The organism is Lysinibacillus sp. GJ-1 (assembly GCF_021166035.1).
Lineage (GTDB): Bacteria > Bacillota > Bacilli > Bacillales_A > Planococcaceae > Lysinibacillus > Lysinibacillus sphaericus.
This window is the reverse complement of record NZ_CP088912.1, coordinates 4,289,747-4,308,135: the sequence shown is the minus strand read 5'-3', so window position 1 is coordinate 4,308,135 and position 18,389 is coordinate 4,289,747. Positions and strand designations below refer to the sequence as shown.

At 37.0% G+C, this 18,389-nt stretch carries 20 protein-coding genes; 17 read left to right on the top strand and 3 right to left on the bottom strand.

The annotated features are described in order from the left end of the window. The first annotated feature begins 77 nt into the window (after positions 1-77). From LO754_RS21430 to LO754_RS21420, 3 genes are all read left to right on the top strand, one after another. A complete protein-coding gene (locus LO754_RS21430) occupies positions 78-785 on the top strand; it encodes a DsbA family oxidoreductase (protein ID WP_231785226.1) in 708 nt (235 codons plus the stop codon). Positions 786-1,062: 277 nt separating this feature from the next. Then, complete coding sequence (locus tag LO754_RS21425) at positions 1,063-1,689, top strand: FMN-dependent NADH-azoreductase (protein WP_231785225.1); 627 nt, start codon at positions 1,063-1,065, stop codon at positions 1,687-1,689. A gap of 339 nt (positions 1,690-2,028) precedes the next feature. Then, positions 2,029-2,235: a hypothetical protein gene (locus tag LO754_RS21420; protein WP_024361347.1), complete on the top strand. Its 207-nt coding sequence runs from the start codon at positions 2,029-2,031 to the stop codon at positions 2,233-2,235. A 193-nt stretch (positions 2,236-2,428) separates the two neighbouring features. On the opposite strand, the gene LO754_RS21415 is transcribed toward LO754_RS21420, so the two are convergent. Then, positions 2,429-2,695 carry a DUF2500 domain-containing protein gene (locus tag LO754_RS21415; RefSeq protein ID WP_231785224.1) on the bottom strand — a complete coding sequence of 89 codons (267 nt, stop codon included), beginning with the start codon at positions 2,693-2,695 and terminating at the stop codon, positions 2,429-2,431. A gap of 518 nt (positions 2,696-3,213) precedes the next feature. Here LO754_RS21415 and LO754_RS21410 point away from each other — a divergent pair. Continuing rightward, positions 3,214-3,906 carry a hypothetical protein gene (locus LO754_RS21410; RefSeq protein ID WP_231785223.1) on the top strand — a complete coding sequence of 231 codons (693 nt, stop codon included), beginning with the start codon at positions 3,214-3,216 and terminating at the stop codon, positions 3,904-3,906. Positions 3,907-4,365: 459 nt separating this feature from the next. On the opposite strand, the gene LO754_RS21405 is transcribed toward LO754_RS21410, so the two are convergent. Together LO754_RS21405 and LO754_RS21400 are read right to left on the bottom strand one after the other, a co-directional pair. After that, positions 4,366-4,494: a DUF5839 family protein gene (locus LO754_RS21405; RefSeq protein WP_227665476.1), complete on the bottom strand. Its 129-nt coding sequence runs from the start codon at positions 4,492-4,494 to the stop codon at positions 4,366-4,368. 667 nt (positions 4,495-5,161) lie between these two features. Next, entirely contained in the window at positions 5,162-6,025 is an 864-nt protein-coding gene (locus LO754_RS21400; protein WP_231785222.1) for a VOC family protein, read from the bottom strand. Between the two features lie 142 nt (positions 6,026-6,167). Here LO754_RS21400 and LO754_RS21395 point away from each other — a divergent pair, with 142 nt between their 5' ends. The 13 genes from LO754_RS21395 to LO754_RS21335 all read left to right on the top strand — a co-directional run bounded on the left by LO754_RS21395 (position 6,168) and on the right by LO754_RS21335 (position 18,375). Beyond that, a complete protein-coding gene (locus tag LO754_RS21395) occupies positions 6,168-6,473 on the top strand; it encodes a winged helix-turn-helix transcriptional regulator (protein ID WP_024361344.1) in 306 nt (101 codons plus the stop codon). A 289-nt stretch (positions 6,474-6,762) separates the two neighbouring features. Then, a complete protein-coding gene (murB, locus tag LO754_RS21390; protein WP_024361343.1) occupies positions 6,763-7,677 on the top strand; it encodes a UDP-N-acetylmuramate dehydrogenase in 915 nt (304 codons plus the stop codon). 55 nt (positions 7,678-7,732) lie between these two features. Continuing rightward, a complete protein-coding gene (locus LO754_RS21385) occupies positions 7,733-8,488 on the top strand; it encodes an exodeoxyribonuclease III (protein ID WP_231785221.1) in 756 nt (251 codons plus the stop codon). 239 nt (positions 8,489-8,727) lie between these two features. Then, positions 8,728-11,061 carry a penicillin acylase family protein gene (locus LO754_RS21380; RefSeq protein WP_231786368.1) on the top strand — a complete coding sequence of 778 codons (2,334 nt, stop codon included), beginning with the start codon at positions 8,728-8,730 and terminating at the stop codon, positions 11,059-11,061. Between the two features lie 188 nt (positions 11,062-11,249). Further along, positions 11,250-11,621 carry an ArsR/SmtB family transcription factor gene (locus LO754_RS21375; protein WP_024361340.1) on the top strand — a complete coding sequence of 124 codons (372 nt, stop codon included), beginning with the start codon at positions 11,250-11,252 and terminating at the stop codon, positions 11,619-11,621. Further along, the gene (locus tag LO754_RS21370) at positions 11,602-13,725 is read left to right on the top strand and encodes a heavy metal translocating P-type ATPase (protein ID WP_231785220.1); all 2,124 of its coding nucleotides are present in this window, start codon (positions 11,602-11,604) and stop codon (positions 13,723-13,725) included. Before LO754_RS21375 ends, LO754_RS21370 begins: the two co-directional genes overlap by 20 nt. Before the next feature lie 170 nt (positions 13,726-13,895). After that, positions 13,896-14,174: a late competence development ComFB family protein gene (locus tag LO754_RS21365; RefSeq protein ID WP_024361338.1), complete on the top strand. Its 279-nt coding sequence runs from the start codon at positions 13,896-13,898 to the stop codon at positions 14,172-14,174. A gap of 140 nt (positions 14,175-14,314) precedes the next feature. Then, positions 14,315-14,734 carry a transcriptional regulator MntR gene (mntR, locus tag LO754_RS21360; protein WP_024361337.1) on the top strand — a complete coding sequence of 140 codons (420 nt, stop codon included), beginning with the start codon at positions 14,315-14,317 and terminating at the stop codon, positions 14,732-14,734. 140 nt (positions 14,735-14,874) lie between these two features. Continuing rightward, a complete protein-coding gene (locus LO754_RS21355) occupies positions 14,875-15,732 on the top strand; it encodes a CvfB family protein (protein ID WP_231785219.1) in 858 nt (285 codons plus the stop codon). A 137-nt stretch (positions 15,733-15,869) separates the two neighbouring features. Beyond that, entirely contained in the window at positions 15,870-16,799 is a 930-nt protein-coding gene (locus LO754_RS21350; protein WP_231785218.1) for a DUF1002 domain-containing protein, read from the top strand. Between the two features lie 132 nt (positions 16,800-16,931). Further along, positions 16,932-17,213, top strand: coding sequence for a GNAT family N-acetyltransferase (locus tag LO754_RS21345; RefSeq protein WP_025220714.1), 282 nt, complete (start codon positions 16,932-16,934; stop codon positions 17,211-17,213). Between the two features lie 328 nt (positions 17,214-17,541). Beyond that, a complete protein-coding gene (locus tag LO754_RS21340; protein WP_024361333.1) occupies positions 17,542-17,991 on the top strand; it encodes a GNAT family N-acetyltransferase in 450 nt (149 codons plus the stop codon). Between the two features lie 69 nt (positions 17,992-18,060). Continuing rightward, on the top strand, positions 18,061-18,375 hold the full coding sequence (locus tag LO754_RS21335; protein WP_231785217.1) for a hypothetical protein: 315 nt from the start codon (positions 18,061-18,063) through the stop codon (positions 18,373-18,375). The last annotated feature ends 14 nt before the right edge of the window (positions 18,376-18,389 follow it).

Sequence of the window (18,389 nt, the reverse complement as noted above, 5' to 3'; positions counted from 1 at the left end):
AATTTATGCAATGAAGCATAAAAATTGCTCGAAGAGAGCATGTGTCGTTACAATGTAGCAAAAGGAGCGTGTTTTTTATGAAAATCGAAATTTGGTCAGATTATGTTTGTCCTTTTTGCTACATTGGCAAAAAACAATTGGAAAAGGCAATTCAGGATACAGGGTTTGAGGGCCTAGTGGAGCTTGTTTATAAAAGCTATCAACTTGACCCGACAACACCAGCGGATACGAATGAGTCTATCTACGAATCTTTGTCTCAGAAATATAGTATGACATTAGAAAAAGCGAAAGAAATGACACAAGGTGTGGCAGCTCGCGCAAAAGAAGTAGGCTTACATTATAATTTTGATCAGATGATGGCAGAAAACACATTAAAAGCACATCGACTTGTGAAATGGGCTGAACAACAGGGTGACGCTAGTGAATTAGTTGAAGCGCTGTTACATGGCTATTTTATCGATGGAAAGCGCATTAGTCATGATGAGGTATTAGTGGCAATCGCAGAACAAGTTGGTTTCAAGCGTGAGGATATTGAAAAGGTTCTTGCTAGTGATGAATTTAAAGGTGATGTGGAAGTAGATATACAGGAAGGGCTTCAGCTTGGTGTACGAGGTGTTCCATTCTTTGTGCTAAATCGTAAATACGGTATTTCAGGAGCACAACCGCAAGAGGTGTTTGAAAATACTTTGCGTAAAGTAGCGGAGGAAGAAGGCTTACAACCAGGGTTAAAGATGGAAGGCTCTGGAGATGCAGGCGTTTGTACAGATGATAGTTGTCAGATCTAACTTGCTTCTGTAACCTTTATAAATGTTGAATTGACACAACCAAGTTAAAGGGCTCCGGCTGATGTTCCAGATTTGAAAGAGGAGCGATTCGAGCAAGTTCGAAAAAAATTGGACGCAATTACGCCTAGGCGTAATTGCGTTTGTGCATTTTACTCACAATGATTCAGTCAAAAGTCTGAGGCTCCTAACGTTGACTTTTTATCGGAATTTTTTTATTATAAGGATATATCTTGAATTCGAGATATTAATTTAGGAAACTCAAGGGAGAAATTATATAATGAACGTATTAGTAGTAAAAGCTAACAACCGCCCAGACGGAATTTCAACAAAAATGTACGACACTTTCATGGAAAACGTACAAAATGTAAACGTAACAACATTCGATGTATTTGCTGAAGATATGCCATACTTCGGTCAAGATCTTTTCAATGCATTCGGTAAAGTTCAAAACGGTGAAGAATTATCTGACATTGAATCTCGTCTTTTAGCTGCAAAACAAAAAGCGATGGATGCACTAACTGCAGCAGATGTAGTTGTATTTGCTTTCCCATTATGGAACTTAACAATTCCAGCGACATTACAAACTTTCATTGACTATGTATATCAAGCTGGTTTCACGTTTAAATATGATGAAAACGGTCAATTAGTTAGCCTAATGACTGATAAAAAAGCTGTAATCTTAAATGCTCGTGGTGGTTACTATTCTGCACCAGAAGCACAACCTATGGAAATGTCTGTGAACTACATTAAAAATGTAGTAGGTGGCGTATTCGGTATGGAAATTATTGAAGAAGTTATTATTGAAGGTCATAATGCTTCACAAGATAAAGCAGAAGAGATTATTGCAAACAGTATAGAAGCAGTTAAAAAAGTAGCAAAATCTCTACAGACTGTAACTGCGTAAGTAATTTATTATAGTGGTTATTAAAAAATGCCAAAATGCTGATTGAAAAGCATTTTGGCATTTTCCTGTTAGTGAAGTGTTCTATTTTAAAACCTCGTATAAATACTTCTTGTCTTCGTTTGTTAAAGGCGGGTCCTCAGATTTAGCTTCAACATTTAAAAAAGATAGACTCAAGAATACTAAGAGTGTAAGAAAAGAACAAAATAAAGTTTTCTTACTTTAGTATATTTTTACATCCTTTTTTCGGTAATTTACTATAAGAATATCGAAAAAATGATATTTTATAAAGGTTTTCGTTGTAGAATTTAGTAGAAAACACTATTTGTAGGAGGTCTAATTATGGAATTACTTCTTGCTTTTTTTTTCTTCAATTCTATTTATTTAATGCCGATTTATGGAATGATATTTTGTTTGAGCCTTGTTAACCTTTTAAAGAAACTTAGTAAAGGTCAAACAAATATTTCGAAAGAACAAATTTTTTTAACAATCTCATTTATAATAATTATTTGGAGTATAAGTGGAGTAACGGCACTATCGTTATCTTAAAATAGTGGAACAACAGATTATGGACAGAAGGAAACAGGCGGTAGTCAATCCAAAAAGGGACTTCAGATGAAAACATACCAATCCTATCTGCTGGTGCTCCTTTCATAGCAATATTGACTATCTTGGTGATACAGAAGGCGGTTTCGGTAAATATTTTTAAAAAATAATGCTGCATATCAAAAGGAGAGCACGATTATTCATCGTAGCTCTCCCTTTTTTGGCGTTCAAATGCTTTGAAGCGAGTACCTTGGAACGGTAGTATGTCAAAGTCATGTTCAGCTAGCTGTCCATAGTTCCGACCATCGAGCTTTAACTCTAAACGTTCCCCACTTTGAACTTCAAATGTTACATAGTAGGAGGTGTGAGCACTAGTATTACCTGAACCGCCCCGTGTGTCTGTCCTTTTTGCAACAATTTTTGATGGTACTGTTAATTCAGGTGAATTATTATTTTTGCCCATTGTCTAATGGCGTTAAGTATAACGAAGGCAAATGTACCGAAGACCATGAAAAAAATTAAGGAAATAATTTAAGGAAAACGAATAGTGGTTGTCGTGTCATTGATGTGCAGCATGCTAATTTTGAAAGTATTCTAAGTAGTATTTACCGTCTAACTGCGTATGAAATGGCAACCTAAAAAGGACTTTAAACATCAAAGTAAACATCAGAATTTGGCTCAAAACGCTGTTATATCAACGTCGAATGTAGAGTTGTCTCACGCGCGATTAGAAGTGATTATGTATCAATTATTAGATGCAGCAATTTCAGCGAGCAGTCAATACATCAAAACGAATCGTCTAGCGTTGTAAAGTACAGATAAAGAAAGCGTATTTTGCAAAAGAACGATTATAGACCTCCTACAAATAGTGTTTTCTACTAATATTCTGTAACAAAATCTTTACAAAATATTATTACTTTTTTAATATTCTCATGTTACCTTATTAAAAAATAAGATGATTCAATAAAAAGGGAGGTAGTAATGATGAGAAAGATTTGGTCTTTAATTATTGCGACAACTTTGATATGCACTGTATTTGGATCACTTAATATTGCTAAAGCAGAAACAAATTTCATGGATAACAAAATTCCAGATAATGAAATTGAGTTTCTGACAGGAATCACTCTAGATGGTTATAACTATATTGAACTTTCGGAACCCGTAACAGAAAACTATGATGGAGTTTACGAAGTATTAATTGGATACTACATAGAAGAGAACTTAGATGGAATCAAAACACTCGACAATTATAGAGAATATGACACGTATTTAGTTTATGATCAGGGTATAACTCAAAGCTGGTCTTGGTTATCAAGACCATATTTTATTATGAGTATTGCAAGAGGCATGTCTTATAAAAGTTCAACAGAAGTATCAGCTACTATTTCAGGCACATTTAGTAGTGATATTCCGAGTAAGGCTTTACCAAAAGTTAAATCTTCTTTCGGTTTCAGTGCATCGGGCAGCAAAAAAATAACTGAAGAAATTGTTTTATCGGGTCCTGGCGCAGGTTATTCTAGTAGAGATTTTTACTATAAGCAAGGAAGACACATACATAGATTAAAAATTGTACAAGAACGCAGATCCAATTGGGATGGTGTGTTATGGACTAAAACATACTACGGTAGTGTAGGAAAACCAGCTATAAAATATTATTCAGTTGATAGAAAGTAGGTTCTTAAAGTGATTCAACAGATCGTTAAATGGTTTTTGCTTACTATACTAATAATTTCATCGATCAGTTTTATAATTATTCTTCAATCAAATTATATAGCGGCTGAATTAACCGCTCGTTCGATTCCAATAGCTATTGTAGTAGGTTTGTCTTCATTAGCTGTTGCTATCATGTTTCGAAAATAATATTTACTAGAGTGGCGACAAACTAATTTTCAAGTAGAAAATGAGTAAGGTCTGACACTCTTTTATATTCTTAAAAGCATTTCTTAATGTAAAACACCTCAAGAAACACGGATATTAAAGAGTTTTTAAAATGACCGTTCAATGGCTGTATATTTGATTCAAACCAAAGAAGTAGACAAAGTCAATTTTTTGGACTTTGTTTACATAAGAAATGAACCCCTATCAAAACAAAAAGAGAACGGCTTTTGCTACTCTCAATCTTTTTTTATTTACTTAATTTTTTACTGGCGCTTTTTCCAAAACCCCTATAATTCTTTTATATCGTTTTCCTGTGTCTTTTAATTCTTCCCGAAAAACTTCTGCTACTAAAAAGGGTAACTTTACTTTTCCAACAACAACAATATCACCAGGTTAAAAATTCACGTAAATGTTTAGGGGATATGCCACGTATATTTCTTTGGATATAATTTCAATGCCTCTGATATGAAATCCCGAAAGTGTATTATTCTCCATCTACATTCTCTCCAATCATCAACTTTTATTGATTTTCCTAACGCATGTGCTGATTATACGAACCATTTGACGATTACTTCTATTGATCACATGAAGGCAATCATATTTTGAGATACTTTTTTATACTTCATTCAACGATTAAAACCTTGTGTCATTGCTTTCAAACGCTTATCCAATGTTTCACCATCAAATACGTTTTGTACAAGCTAGCTTTCAGTTTTTGACGAATCATTATATAAAAAGCGCTACTCTTTTTTTTCGTGAAATGGGTGCATTTCACGTAGAAAAGTAATAGTATTATTAGTTAACTAATATATTATCAACTATTAGGAGAGTGAATAGTATGTTAGAGCTTACAAAAAACGGCAAATATTTCTGAGCTTATTGCAAGTAAAAAGTCGTTAAAAGAGCTTAGGAAACTTTTAAATACACGTGATACATCCATACGAGAAGTATTTAATTCATTAGGGTACTTCTATCGCAACATGACGCCAATTTTCCTAATCAAGATATGACTTTTAATGAAAATCTTTCGTTTTATTATAATTTGAAATCATTAACGAACGTAGAAAATCATTGCATCTTCATTGTTATCTACAACTACTAACTGTTCATTTTCAAATGTATAGGGGATTTGTTTGTCATTCAAATTAGCCAGTAGCTTCTGTAATTCATCTTGTGAAGAAAGAGATAATGTATAGCTAAGTAAACCCGTTGTTTTTTTTGCTGGTACGGGTGCACCGACACCTTGCCAGATGTTTACCGCGATATGATGGTGGTAACCTCCAGCAGACATGAATAGTGCGCTATCATGGAAGTTAGTCATAATATCAAAACCAAGTGCATCTATATAGAAGTAAGTTGTTGCGTCATTAATATTGCTCACATTTAAATGCATATGACCTAATACAGTTCCTTTAGGGAAACCTGTCCAAGGACGCTGATGGTCATATAATGCCATCACACCTTCTATATCAACAGCCTCTGTTCCGGTTATAAGTCCACCATGACCATCATTTAGCCATTCAGCACGAGGGCGATCATGATAGATTTCTATACCGTTACCTTCTGGATCATTTAAGTAAAATGCTTCTGAATAAATATGATCACCAGCCCCTGTTATAGGTATACCTGTATTCAACAAGTTGCCAATCACATAAGCTAAGTCTTCTCGAGAAGGAACTAAAATAGCAAAGTGGAATAGACCAGTCGTACGAGGTGGACGAATCTTCACCCCTTCCTCTGTTGACAATACTAAAATAGGTTTTGTATTGCCTGGAATAGAAAATGTCACTTGTGTTGGCGTGCTTTGAAGTACTTGAAGCCCTAGTTTTTTATAGAAATTAGTCATTGTCTCTAATGACTGTACAAGTAAATGTAAATGCTCTAACTCTAATTGTGCATCAATTTTATAGGTCATTGTCAATAAATCCTCCATTTTTAAGTTACTTTTTGTAATTAAATATAAAATAGTAAACATGTTACGTCAAGTAAATAAGTTACTTTAAATTTACTTTTGCTAAATTAATCGTTACAATAGAATACATAAGAGGTGAAAAAATATGAATGAGACAACTTTATGTCCTCGTTTAGCTAAGGCAATGGATTTAATCGGAAAACGCTGGACTGGGCTAATTTTATATCAATTATTAGACGGATCACAGCGCTTTAATGAGATTGAATCGGCATTGCCTGTAAGTGGTCGTTTATTATCTGAACGTTTAAAGGAACTTGAAAAAGAGGGGCTTGTTGAACGAAAAGTATATTCAGAGGTGCCTGTACGTGTAGAATATTCTTTAACAGAAAAAGGTCGAGCATTAGAAGGTGCTATTCGAAATATTGAGTCATGGGCAACTAACTGGCTATAGTAATGGCAAGATTATTTGCGAAGTTAATTTTTGTGCAGTGATATCAGTGTGAAAGTGTCATAAGATGAAGCCCCATCCTATGAAAGTCATATCTTTCGTAGATGATTTTATTGAAATAATCGGGTAGCTAGAAGGTTCTGGATATACTGATTTGTGCAGCGTATAACTAACTAGGACATGATGCTGCCCGAAAATGCGCAAAAAATACCCTTCATTTTACTTGTCAAATCGAGGTTCTAAATCCATACTAGTGTAGAGTAAGAAGGACGGTAGAAAGGAATTAGCTCTCATGACAAAAGAACAATGGGCTGTGGATTTAGCACAAAACATAAATCCAGCCAATATTAAGCTAGATGAATCATTACAGCAATATACAATGACAAAATTAGGTGGTAAAGCGGATGTTTTTGTTCTCCCTGAAACAGAGGAAGAAGCAATTGCAGTTATTCGCTATGCACATATAAATAATATTCCATTATTGATGTTAGGAAATGGATCCAACATGGTTGTCCGAGATGGAGGCATGCGTGGGATTGTTGTGACATTTTCACATTTAGATAAAATTCAAATTACCGGTGATCATGTTTATGCCCAAAGCGGCGCACTTATTAAGGACGTATCAAAGCTAGCAGCTGCTTCATCTCTAACAGGTTTTGAATTTGCTTGTGGCATCCCTGGCTCGATTGGTGGAGCGATGGCGATGAATGCAGGCGCTTATGGTGGCGAAATAAAGGATATTATTATTTCTTCTAAAGTACTAACTAAAGAGGGAGATATTTTAATACTATCAAAAGAAGAGCTTGAATTAGGTTACCGTCAAAGTAGCATTGCCAAAAAAGGTTATTATGTACTGTCTTCAGAGTTCCAACTAGCTCAAGGTGTACAGGAAGAAATTGATGCTAAGATTGCCGATTTAACGTTTCAGCGTGAATCAAAGCAACCATTAGAGTACCCTTCAGCAGGCAGTGTTTTTAAACGCCCGCCAGGACACTTTGCAGGCAAGCTTATTCAGGATAGCGGTCTACAAGGTAAAGGGGTCGGTGATGCAGAAGTGTCCACAAAACATGCCGGCTTCATTGTTAATAAAGGAAATGCTACAGCTTCTGACTATATCGCAACGATTGAAATGGTACAACGAGTGGTAAAAGAAAAGTTCGGTATTGATTTAGAAACAGAAGTGAAAATTGTCGGTGACGACTTATAAAAAAATGTCGCTCTTCGCTAATGGCGAAGGGCGTTTTTTTGAGGAGTGTGAACAAATGAAATTTATTTCGTGGAATGTTAATGGTATACGTGCTTGTTTAGGGAAAGGTTTTTTAGATTTTTTTAATAGTATGGATGCGGATTTTTTCTGTATTCAAGAAACAAAATGCCAAGCAGGGCAGGTTGCACTAGCACTCGAAGGATATGAGCAATATTGGAATTACGCGCAAAAGAAAGGCTATTCAGGTACAGCGATTTTTACAAAGCATACACCGCTTGCTGTGCACTACGGTGTGGGGGAGGATGAATCGCAGGATGAGGGGCGAATTATTACATTGGAGTATGACAACTTTTATGTAGTAAATGTTTATACACCAAATGCTCAACGCGATTTAGCAAGATTACCGCTGCGACTAGAATGGGAGGAACGATTAGCGCTGTATTTAAAAGAACTTGATGCCAAAAAGCCAATTATTTATGGCGGTGATTTAAATGTCGCCCATGCTGAGATTGATTTGAAAAATGCCAAATCGAATATGGGCAATTCAGGATTTACATATGAGGAACGTGCTAAAATGTCTGAGTTATTAGCAAGTGGCTTTGTTGATTCTTTCCGTTATAAGCATCCTGAAGTGACTGATCATTATACTTGGTGGTCTTATATGAATAAAGTCCGTGAACGAAATATCGGATGGCGCATTGACTATTTTATTGTATCAGCGCGTTTAAAGGACCAAATTGAAGTAGCTACTATGCATCCGCATATAATGGGTAGTGATCATTGCCCAATCGAGCTTCAACTAACTATTTAATTGTTTGTGTGCCTGACACCGTATGTCTACACCGTATGTCTAAAAAGACATACGGTTTTTTACTGTTGCCCAAAAGATTCCTTTGTAATCGTATGTAGAAAAAAGATGTGTAATACAGCAAAATTCGCTAAAAAATGAGGTTATTCAGATGGGAGGAAAGGATTTGATACGGCAAATAAAGAATATATTGCATAAGAGGGGGTTGTAAGGTGAGAAAGTTTAAGTGGAAAAAGTGGTTAATGATAATCGCTAGTGTGTTGGCAGTAGTCGCCATAACATCTTTCATTGTCTTTACGTGGTTTATGAATAAGTCAAAACCGATTATTGATGGAGAGCTCACTGTTAACATGCTTGATGAAGATGTGACGGTGACAAGGGATGACAAAGGAGTTCCACATATATTTGCCGAGACAGATGCAGATTTATATCGTGCTCAAGGCTATGTACAGGCACAGGATCGGCTGTTTCAAATGGATTTAGCACGTAGGCAGGCAAGTGGCCGCCTGTCAGAAATTATTGGTGAGGCAACGATTAATACAGATAAGCATTTCCGTACCTTTAGTTTACGAAATGCGGCTGAAAAATCATTGGCAGCGTATGATGCCGAAAGCAAGCAAGTGCTTGAATGGTTTGCAGAGGGAGTGAACACCTTTATTGAACAGGCAAAGAGCACGAATACGTTAAGTTATGAATTTGCGTTACTAGGTTACGAGCCAGAAGAATGGTCGGTTGTAGACTCTTTAACCATCGGAAAATATATGGCATACGATTTAGGGGGCAATTGGAATACACTCGCCTTCCGACATTGGGCTTTACAAAACTTCGATGAAGAAAAGGCGAAGGAGTTATTTATTACGTATCCTGAAAATGCTTCATCGATTATAGAAGCAAATAAAGAAAATCCTGTTTCAGTGGCAGGGCAATTTAATCCTGCATTATTGCCAAATGAATTTAATGGCAGTAATAACTGGGTTGTATCTGGCGATAAAACGAAATCAGGTAAGCCAATACTAGCGGATGATCCGCATTTGGGGTTAAGTACACCATCTATTTGGTATCAAATGCATTTACAATCGCCAGAGCAAAATGTAAGCGGTGTTATATTTGCAGGCATTCCAGGAATTATTTTAGGTCATAACGATGAAATTGCATGGGGTGTAACGAATGTAGGCTCTGATGTACAAGATTTATATATTGAAATGCCAAATCCAGATAATCCAACACAATTCCGTTATGACGGTGAGTGGGAACAAGCTGAGGTGCGCAAAGAACCGATAAAGGTAAAGGATGGCGAAACGGTAGATTTTGAAGTCCTTGTTACACGGCATGGCCCAATTATGACAGACCTAGTATTTAAAGAAACGGAGCCTTCTGCCCAGTTTTCAATGCAGTGGACAGCTCTACAACCAACCGCTGAATTACGAGCAGTGCTCGGTTTTAATAAGTCTTCCTCTTGGCATGAGTTTGAGCAAGCATTAGAAGATTTTAAAGCACCTGCTCAAAATTTTGTTTTTGCATCTAAGGATGGCACAATCGCTTATAAAGCTAATGGGCAAATTCCATTGAGAAAGCAAGGGGATGGACAATTACCTGTGCCGGGTGATTCAAGTGACTATGGTTGGGAAGGCTTTATTCCGTGGGATGAGTTACCGACTGTTGTCAATCCAGAGGAGGGCTTTATTGCTACTGCCAATAATGAGGTGATTGGTGAGGAATATCCGTATCATATTACGGATTTTTGGGCGCAGCCATATCGCTTTGAACGAATTAAGGAAGTGCTTGAGGCCAATGATTCATTAACGGTTAAAGATATGATGAACTTACAAATGGATCAACATAATTTATATGCTCGCGAATTTTTACCGAATTTATTAGCATCCATCAAAACGATGGATAAGGATAAAAAATATGCAGAGATCATGGCGTTATTAGAAGATTGGAATATGGTGGATGCAAAAGAGTTGGGAGCCCCGTTAGTCTTTCATACGTTAATGGTACAAATACAAGAGGTATTGTTTAAGGAACAGATGCCAGAGGATATGTATAACATGATGTACGGGAAATTCAATATTACGGATCAACTTCTGCGTAAAGCATACGCAGGTGAGAAAAGTATTTGGATAGAAGAGCAAGGTGGTGTTGATGCCACAGTCTTTGAGGCGTTTGAGCGTACTGTTGGAAAAATTGAGGGACAGTTCGGAAAAAATGTGTCGAAGTGGCAATGGGGTGACTTTCACCAATTAACGTTTGATCACACATTAGGTAGTGCTTCACCGATATTTGCCGCATACTTTAATGCGAAGAAGGTGCCAATTGGTGGCTCGAAGGTGACGGTGCAGGCTGCTGATAATGATTTAGCTGGCAACGTAAATCATGGAGCGTCGTGGCGTTTTGTTGCGGATGTCGGTAATTTGAACTCAGCTTTCCATATCGTCGGACCAGGTCAAAGCGGTCATGCGAAATCGGACTGGTATCAAGATCAGGTGATGGACTGGGCAAATGGAGATTATCACGAAACCTTTGTTAACAAGGAAGCGATTAAAGGTAAAACAGTAGTATTAAAGGCACAATAAAAACCCAGCGCAAGCTTTTCTTGCGCTGTTTTTTTGTGCCAGTCACCCAAACAATTCTAACAATTCAAAATATAATCAAATACTATTTTCGTGATAGTAATCATATACATTCAAATGCACATTTGAATATGATGGAATAATATGCTATATTTAAAACAATCAAACGAGTATTTGAATGAGGTGAGGAAATGGCAAAAGAGGTCTGTGAAGTGACGCATGTTAATGAGCAAGCGGTGACAAGGGTTCAACAGCAAATGCCTGATTTATCAGGTGTAGCGAAATTTTTAAAGGCATTATCTGATGAAACAAGACTTAAAATAGCGTATGCCTTAACTGTAGAGAATGAATTATGTGTTTGTGATGTGGCGACAATAATTGGGTCATCTGTAGCGACTGCATCACACCATTTACGTTATTTAAAAGATCATAGTTTAGCGAAATCGCATCGTAAGGGAAAGCAAATGTATTACGCTTTAGCTGACGAACACGTATACCAAATTGTAACGATTGCTTATGAACATGCGAAAGAAGGGATTACTAATGGCAGTAACACCGATTAAGCAAGAATACCGATTGCAAAACTTGTCCTGTGCTAGTTGTGCAGCTAAATTCGAAAAAAATGTAAAAGCGATACCTGACGTACAAGATGCACAAGTCAATTTTGGAGCTTCTAAAATCACGATTGTAGGAGCAGTTAGCGTCAATCAAATTGAAGAAGCAGGAGCATTTGACGGCATTAAAGTTTCACAATCTACGGCTAAAGCAAGTGAAGCAACAATTCCTTTTTATAAGAAGACCGAGAACATATTAGCTAGCGTATCCCTGCTATTCGTTATAGTTGGCTATCTATTATCTTCTGTTCGTGGCGAAGAAGACTTGTTTACGATTGCTATGTTTATCATTGCGATTATTGTTGGAGGCGTAAAGATATTTAAAGCAGGCTTACGCAATCTTGCACGATTTGAGTTTGATATGAAGACGCTTATGACTATAGCAATAATTGGTGCTGCGATTATTGGGGAGTGGGAAGAAGCGGCTGTTGTTGTCTTTTTATTTGCAGTTAGTGAAGCACTTGAAGCGTATTCAATGGATAAGGCACGGCAATCAATTCGTCAATTGATGGATATTGCTCCGCCAACTGCCACGATTAAACGAGCGCATGGCGAGCATTACCATGAGATGGAATTAGCAACGGACCAGATTGAAATTGGCGATATTTTAGTCGTGAAACCAGGTCAAAAAATCGCAATGGATGGTATTGTGCTCGCTGGGCTGTCAGCAGTCAATCAGGCTGCTATTACAGGAGAATCGATTCCAGTCAACAAATCAGTAGGTGACGAGGTATTTGCGGGAACGTTAAATGAAGAAGGTGCATTAGAAGTACGTGTAACGAAACGTGTAGAGGATACAACGATTGCGAAAATAATTCATTTAGTAGAAGAAGCGCAAGCTGAAAAGGCACCTTCGCAACAATTTGTCGATCGTTTTGCGAAATACTATACACCAATCATTATGCTTGTAGCGTTGCTTGTAGCGATTATGCCACCTTTATTTGTAGGGGATTGGCAACACTGGATTTACCAAGGATTAGCAGTGCTTGTGGTTGGTTGTCCTTGTGCGCTTGTTGTTTCTACTCCAGTAGCAATCGTAACCGCTATTGGGAATGCTGCAAGACAAGGCGTTCTAATAAAAGGTGGTATTCATTTAGAGCAACTAGGCCATATAGATGCTATTGCCTTTGATAAAACAGGTACCTTAACAAAGGGCACACCTGCCGTAACAGATATTTACACACCTACGGAAATGTTAGAGGAAGATGTATTACAACTGGTGGCTGCTGTTGAAAAACAATCGCAACATCCATTAGCTAAAGCTATTTTAAAGGCATTACATGACAAACAACTTCCAGAGCTTATACCTACAGATTTTCAATCCGTAACAGGTAAGGGTGCTTATGCAACAGTGAATGGTCAAAAGGTTTATGTCGGTAGTATGAATTGGATTACAACATTAGCTCCAGTTGATGAAATAATGAAAGAACAGGTTCAAAAACTGCAAAAACAGGGTAAGACCGTAGTAGCGGCTGTTCGAGATGGGCACTTTATTGGCATCATAGCAATTGCCGATCAATTACGTACTGAAAGTAAAGAAGTACTGCAAAAGTTAAGTGCTTTAAAGGTGAAACATACTGTGATGCTAACGGGTGATGCAAAATCAACTGCCGAAGCAATTGCCATTACTTTAAGTATGAGTGATGTGCGAGCAGGCTTACTGCCCGCCGAAAAATTATCTGCTATTAAAGACTTACGCACGCAGTACGGAGCAGTTGCGATGGTCGGGGATGGTGTTAATGATGCGCCAGCATTAGCTTCCGCCAATGTAGGTATCGCTATGGGTGGTGCGGGTACAGATGCTGCGTTAGAGACAGCTGATATTGCATTAATGGGCGATGATTTAACAAAACTACCTTATACAATGGCATTAAGCAGAAAAACATTACGAATTATTAAAGAAAATATTATTTTTGCACTAGCCTTAAAATTAATTGCCTTATTGCTCGTGATTCCAGGATGGTTAACATTATGGATTGCCATTTTTGCCGATATGGGCGCAACATTACTCGTTGTCTTTAATTCTTTAAGGCTTATAAAACAAAAGAAATAATAGGTATAATGACGTGATTGGTGTAATTTTGTAGGTAAATAATCGTTGCAATGTATATTTATAATTGTTGTATAGATGCTACTAGCGATTCTTGAAAAGGGCTAAATTTCACGCTATTATTAATTGTGTAAAAATGTAACAATACATTATAAATGAGGCGAAAGTTTTATATGTCAGAACCTATTTTAGTAAATGTTACAGAGGAAATTGTGCGTGGTTTAGTAAGTTTTCTACTGCGAGGACCAGAATACCAAACATTTTGTAAATGTCAAATCTGTGAATTTCAAACAGTGGCTTATGCATTAAATGCATTGCCTAGTAAGTATGTTACATCTAAGGAAGAGCGAGATGAAGCATTTAAAGCCATGAATACTCCTGAGAATATTGAACTGATTAACAGAGAAATTATTCGTGCATTACATGTGGTAAATAAGCATCCTCGACATTAGATAGAGCCCACTTCTACATTGAAGTAGGCTCTATTTATGTTTCAAGGAAGTGTTTATCTTGGTTATGTATTTTCAGTTAACTTTTAAGGCAAGCTTGTAGTAAACTAAAGAGTAAGAATAGGAAAGAGAGGGAATTAGATATGCCAACACCTAGTATGGAGGACCATATCGAACAAATATATTTATTGATTGCTAATAAAGGATATGCTCGTGTGTCTGACATTGCTGAAGCATTATCTGTTCTTCCTTCTTCTGTTACTAAGATGGTTCAAAAATTAGATAAAGATGGTTATTTAGTTTATGAAAAATATCGTGGGCTTACATTGACGCCAAGAGGAGAAAAACTTGGGAAACGTCTTGTGCAGCGACATGAACTGCTAGAGCAATTTTTGCGAATCATTGGCGTAGATGAAGAGCGTATTTACAATGATGTAGAAGGAATTGAGCATCATTTGAGTTGGAATTCAATTGATCGTATTGCAGATCTTGTGCAGGTAATGGAAGAAAATCCAGATATCGCAAAAAAACTAGAAGCATCTAGAACACAACACAATCTATAGAGGGAATAGCTTATTCATAAGGATGTAAGCAGCATTTTGAGACGATCTCTACGTTTCGTTGTGTGATACCCGCGCAAAGTGATGATTGTATGCGGAGCTTATATATTTGCGAAATTGATGGTAAAAGAAAGGAAGACATTATGAACGAATTAAAATCAGGTGAAGTTGTTACTTTAACTGTATTAGAGCAACAAGCATCGAAATGGGTCTTAACAAATGGGGTAGTTGAACTGCCATTAAATGCTTCAGAAGTTACAGAACCATTAGTTATTGGGGATCGTATTGAAGTATTTTTATTTGCGGATCGCCGTGGTGATTTAGCTGCCACGACTGCTATTCCGGCATTTGCCCAAGGCGAATACGGCTGGGCACGTGTTCTTCGTGTTGTAGAGCGCGAAGGTGCTTTTGTTGATATTGGTACTTCACGAGAAGTGCTGGTTAAAGCGGAGGACCTACCTGCGATAAAAGAAGTATGGCCAGAGCCAGGTGACCATTTATATATGACATTGCGAACAGATCGCAATGGAGATTTATTTGGTCGTTTAGTAACAGAAGAAAAGATTTCAGAGTTATACGAAGGTGCATTTGATGATATGCATAATAAAAATATTACTGCCCGTCCTTATCGTTTATTGCCAGTAGGATCATTTTTACTAGGTGTAGAAAAACCATATCGTATTTTCGTCCATGAATCAGAACGCTATGCAGAACCACGCCTTGGACAAGATGTTGAAGTACGTATTATTGATGTTAAAGAAGATGGCTCGATGAATGGCTCTTTATTACCTCGTAAACATGAACGTATCACAGGAGACGCACAGCGCATTTTAAGCTATTTACAGGATGTTGGTGGTAAAATGCCATTTAGCGATAAATCTTCGCCGGATGAAATTAAAGAAATGTTTAATATGAGTAAAGCGTCATTTAAACGTGCACTCGGTACACTTATGAAGGCTGGTAAAGTGAAACAACAAGATGGCTGGACAGAAGAAATTTAACTTGTAGCTTTTATAAATACTAAGGAAATGACGAGAGATAAGCAAAGAAACCTTCTCGTCATTTTTTCGTACTAATAACTGTATGATGACATACATTATACAGGCTAAATGATTTCTAGCGAAAGGGGTCACACAAATTGAAAAAAATATGGGGGAAAATGCTGGTAGCTACGATGCTAGTATTTGGTGTGCTGGCACCAACAACTGGATTTGCAGCAGACAATACCACACCTGACAATGCGACACCAAATGCAATAGATGAAAAACTAGGTGTACCAATTGTGGTGTATGGTGCAAACCTATCCGAAGCGGAAAAAGATTCTGTAAAAAAATCGTTAAAAGTAAATGAAAATCCTGAAGTTGAGGAAATAACAGTATCAGGGAATGACTTAGCTAAATACATTAAAGATAGTAATGCAAGCTCACGTATGTATTCTTCTGCCAAAATTACACGTAAAGATGCCGGTAAAGGATTAGTTATTGAAATCGTCACACCATCAAATATTACACAAGTAACGTCAGAGATGTATGCAAATGCAATGCTGACTGCGGGAATTGAGGATGCGACCGTGCAAGTAGCCGCTCCAAAGGCTGTAACAGGTCATTCTGCGCTTGTTGGTATTTATAAGGCCTATGAGGTAACAACGGGCAAAACGTTAGATATAGAGCGTACGGACGTTGCCAATGAAGAACTATCAGTTGCCACTACAATTGCTGATTCTGCAGGAGTTGATGATGCCAAGGTAGCGGAGTTACTAACAGAAATCAAAAAGCAAATTGCTGAATTAAAGCCAGCAACGCGTGAAGACGTGGAAAAAATCGTCCAAGAGCAGCTAGGTAAATTAGAGATTAATTTAAGTGAACAAGATCGTCAGTTACTAGTTGATTTGATGGACAAAATTAGTAAACTAGATATTGATTTTAGTAAATGGTCCGAGCAATTAGATGATATTAGTAATACAATACAAGAAAAATTTGGCTCGCTGATGGAAGATGAAGGCTTCTGGACGAGTGTGAAAAATTTCTTTGCAGATTTAAAAGATACAGTTTCAACATGGTTTAACTAATTGAAAAGCTCTCTGCCTCTTGATGGCAGCAGAGCTTTTTTAATCTGTCCGAACTGTTAAACGAAACGTCGTCTACTATTTTTGTAAAAATGCAAAAAGCTATGGTACTATGAAAAAAAGGAGTGGTGAGAAATGGAATTCCAATTACAAAAAGTAGCGGAAAACAAACTAGCTTTTGTTTATAAGCAAGATGGGGAACAGTTAGCGGAAATTACATGGAAACAAGAAGGTCAAGTAATGGTCATGGATCACACTTATGTATCAGATAAGCTCCGTGGGCAAGGCGTTGCCAAAAAATTATTAGATCGTGCAGCAGATTATGCCCGTGAAAATAATTACAAAATGGTGGCTGTTTGTTCATATGTAGTTGCAGCATTTGAAAAATCTGATGCTTATGACGATGTAAAACAATAAAAATAAAGCAATCTGCTAAATAGCCTAGAGCTACTATGCGGATTGCTTTTTAGGTTTTAAAATAGAACTTTTCCATCTTCGCCATTATAGAAAAACAATACTGTAAATAAGGAATGTTAAAAAGCCTGCGCCACCTACTAAAGAAGCCATGTCTACCCAATCATAAACTAAATCTAAATCTTTCATAAAGAACATCCTCCTATCGTTTGTACTATTTCATTAATTCCCTCATATTGTCAGTGCTAATCATAAAAAAGTACAAAATAATAAAGAAATACGTAAAAATATTCGAATTATGCGATAATATCGACTAGGAGAGTGATTGTGAATGTCTTGGAAAATACAGACGTACGATGAATTAACGACGGAAGAACTGTATAAAATAATTCAGCTAAGAGTAAATGTTTTTATTGTTGAACAACAAACCTGTTATGAGGATTTGGATAACCATGATCAAAACTCTATACATTTATCATATGTTGAAAATGGAAAATTATGCGCCTATGCTCGTATATTACCCCCAGGTGAAAAATTTACAATGGCATCTATTGGTCGCGTAATCACAAGTCAGGAAATGCGGGGTACTGGACTTGGTAAAGATATGATTCGCTTAGCACTAGAGATAATTGAAGACAGATGGTCAGGTTCAGAAGTATTTATTCAGGCACAGGAATATTTAAAAAAGTTTTATAGTTCTTTTGGCTTTCAACAAGTTTCTGCGTCGTATATTTACGATAGCCTGCCACATATAGATATGCTATACCAAGCGAAAAAATAATGTTTAGTCCTCTAAGAATAGGGAAAAGCTATAGTATAAGGACAGTTTCTATATTTTTAGGAGGGATTTATGATGGCAAAGAATAAAGGGACAGGTGTTGTGCTTGCGGGATTAGCAGGATTTGCAGCATCTTATTTAAGCAAAAAAGAGAACCGTGATAAAGCAATGGATATGTTTAACAGTATGAAAGCTAAGCTAGGATCTTTCATGAATACATCGAATGTGAATATGGATGATCGAGTTGCGGAGCGTATCACAGCCGAAGTAGCAACTGAAGCAGGTACAGCACCTACAAAGCTAGCTTCCAATGAAATGGTTTCTGAAGGTGGAGGACATACAGGCGTTCATTTCTACAATGAAGAAATACAAGAAAAAGAAAAGTAAGGTGCCAGGCACTC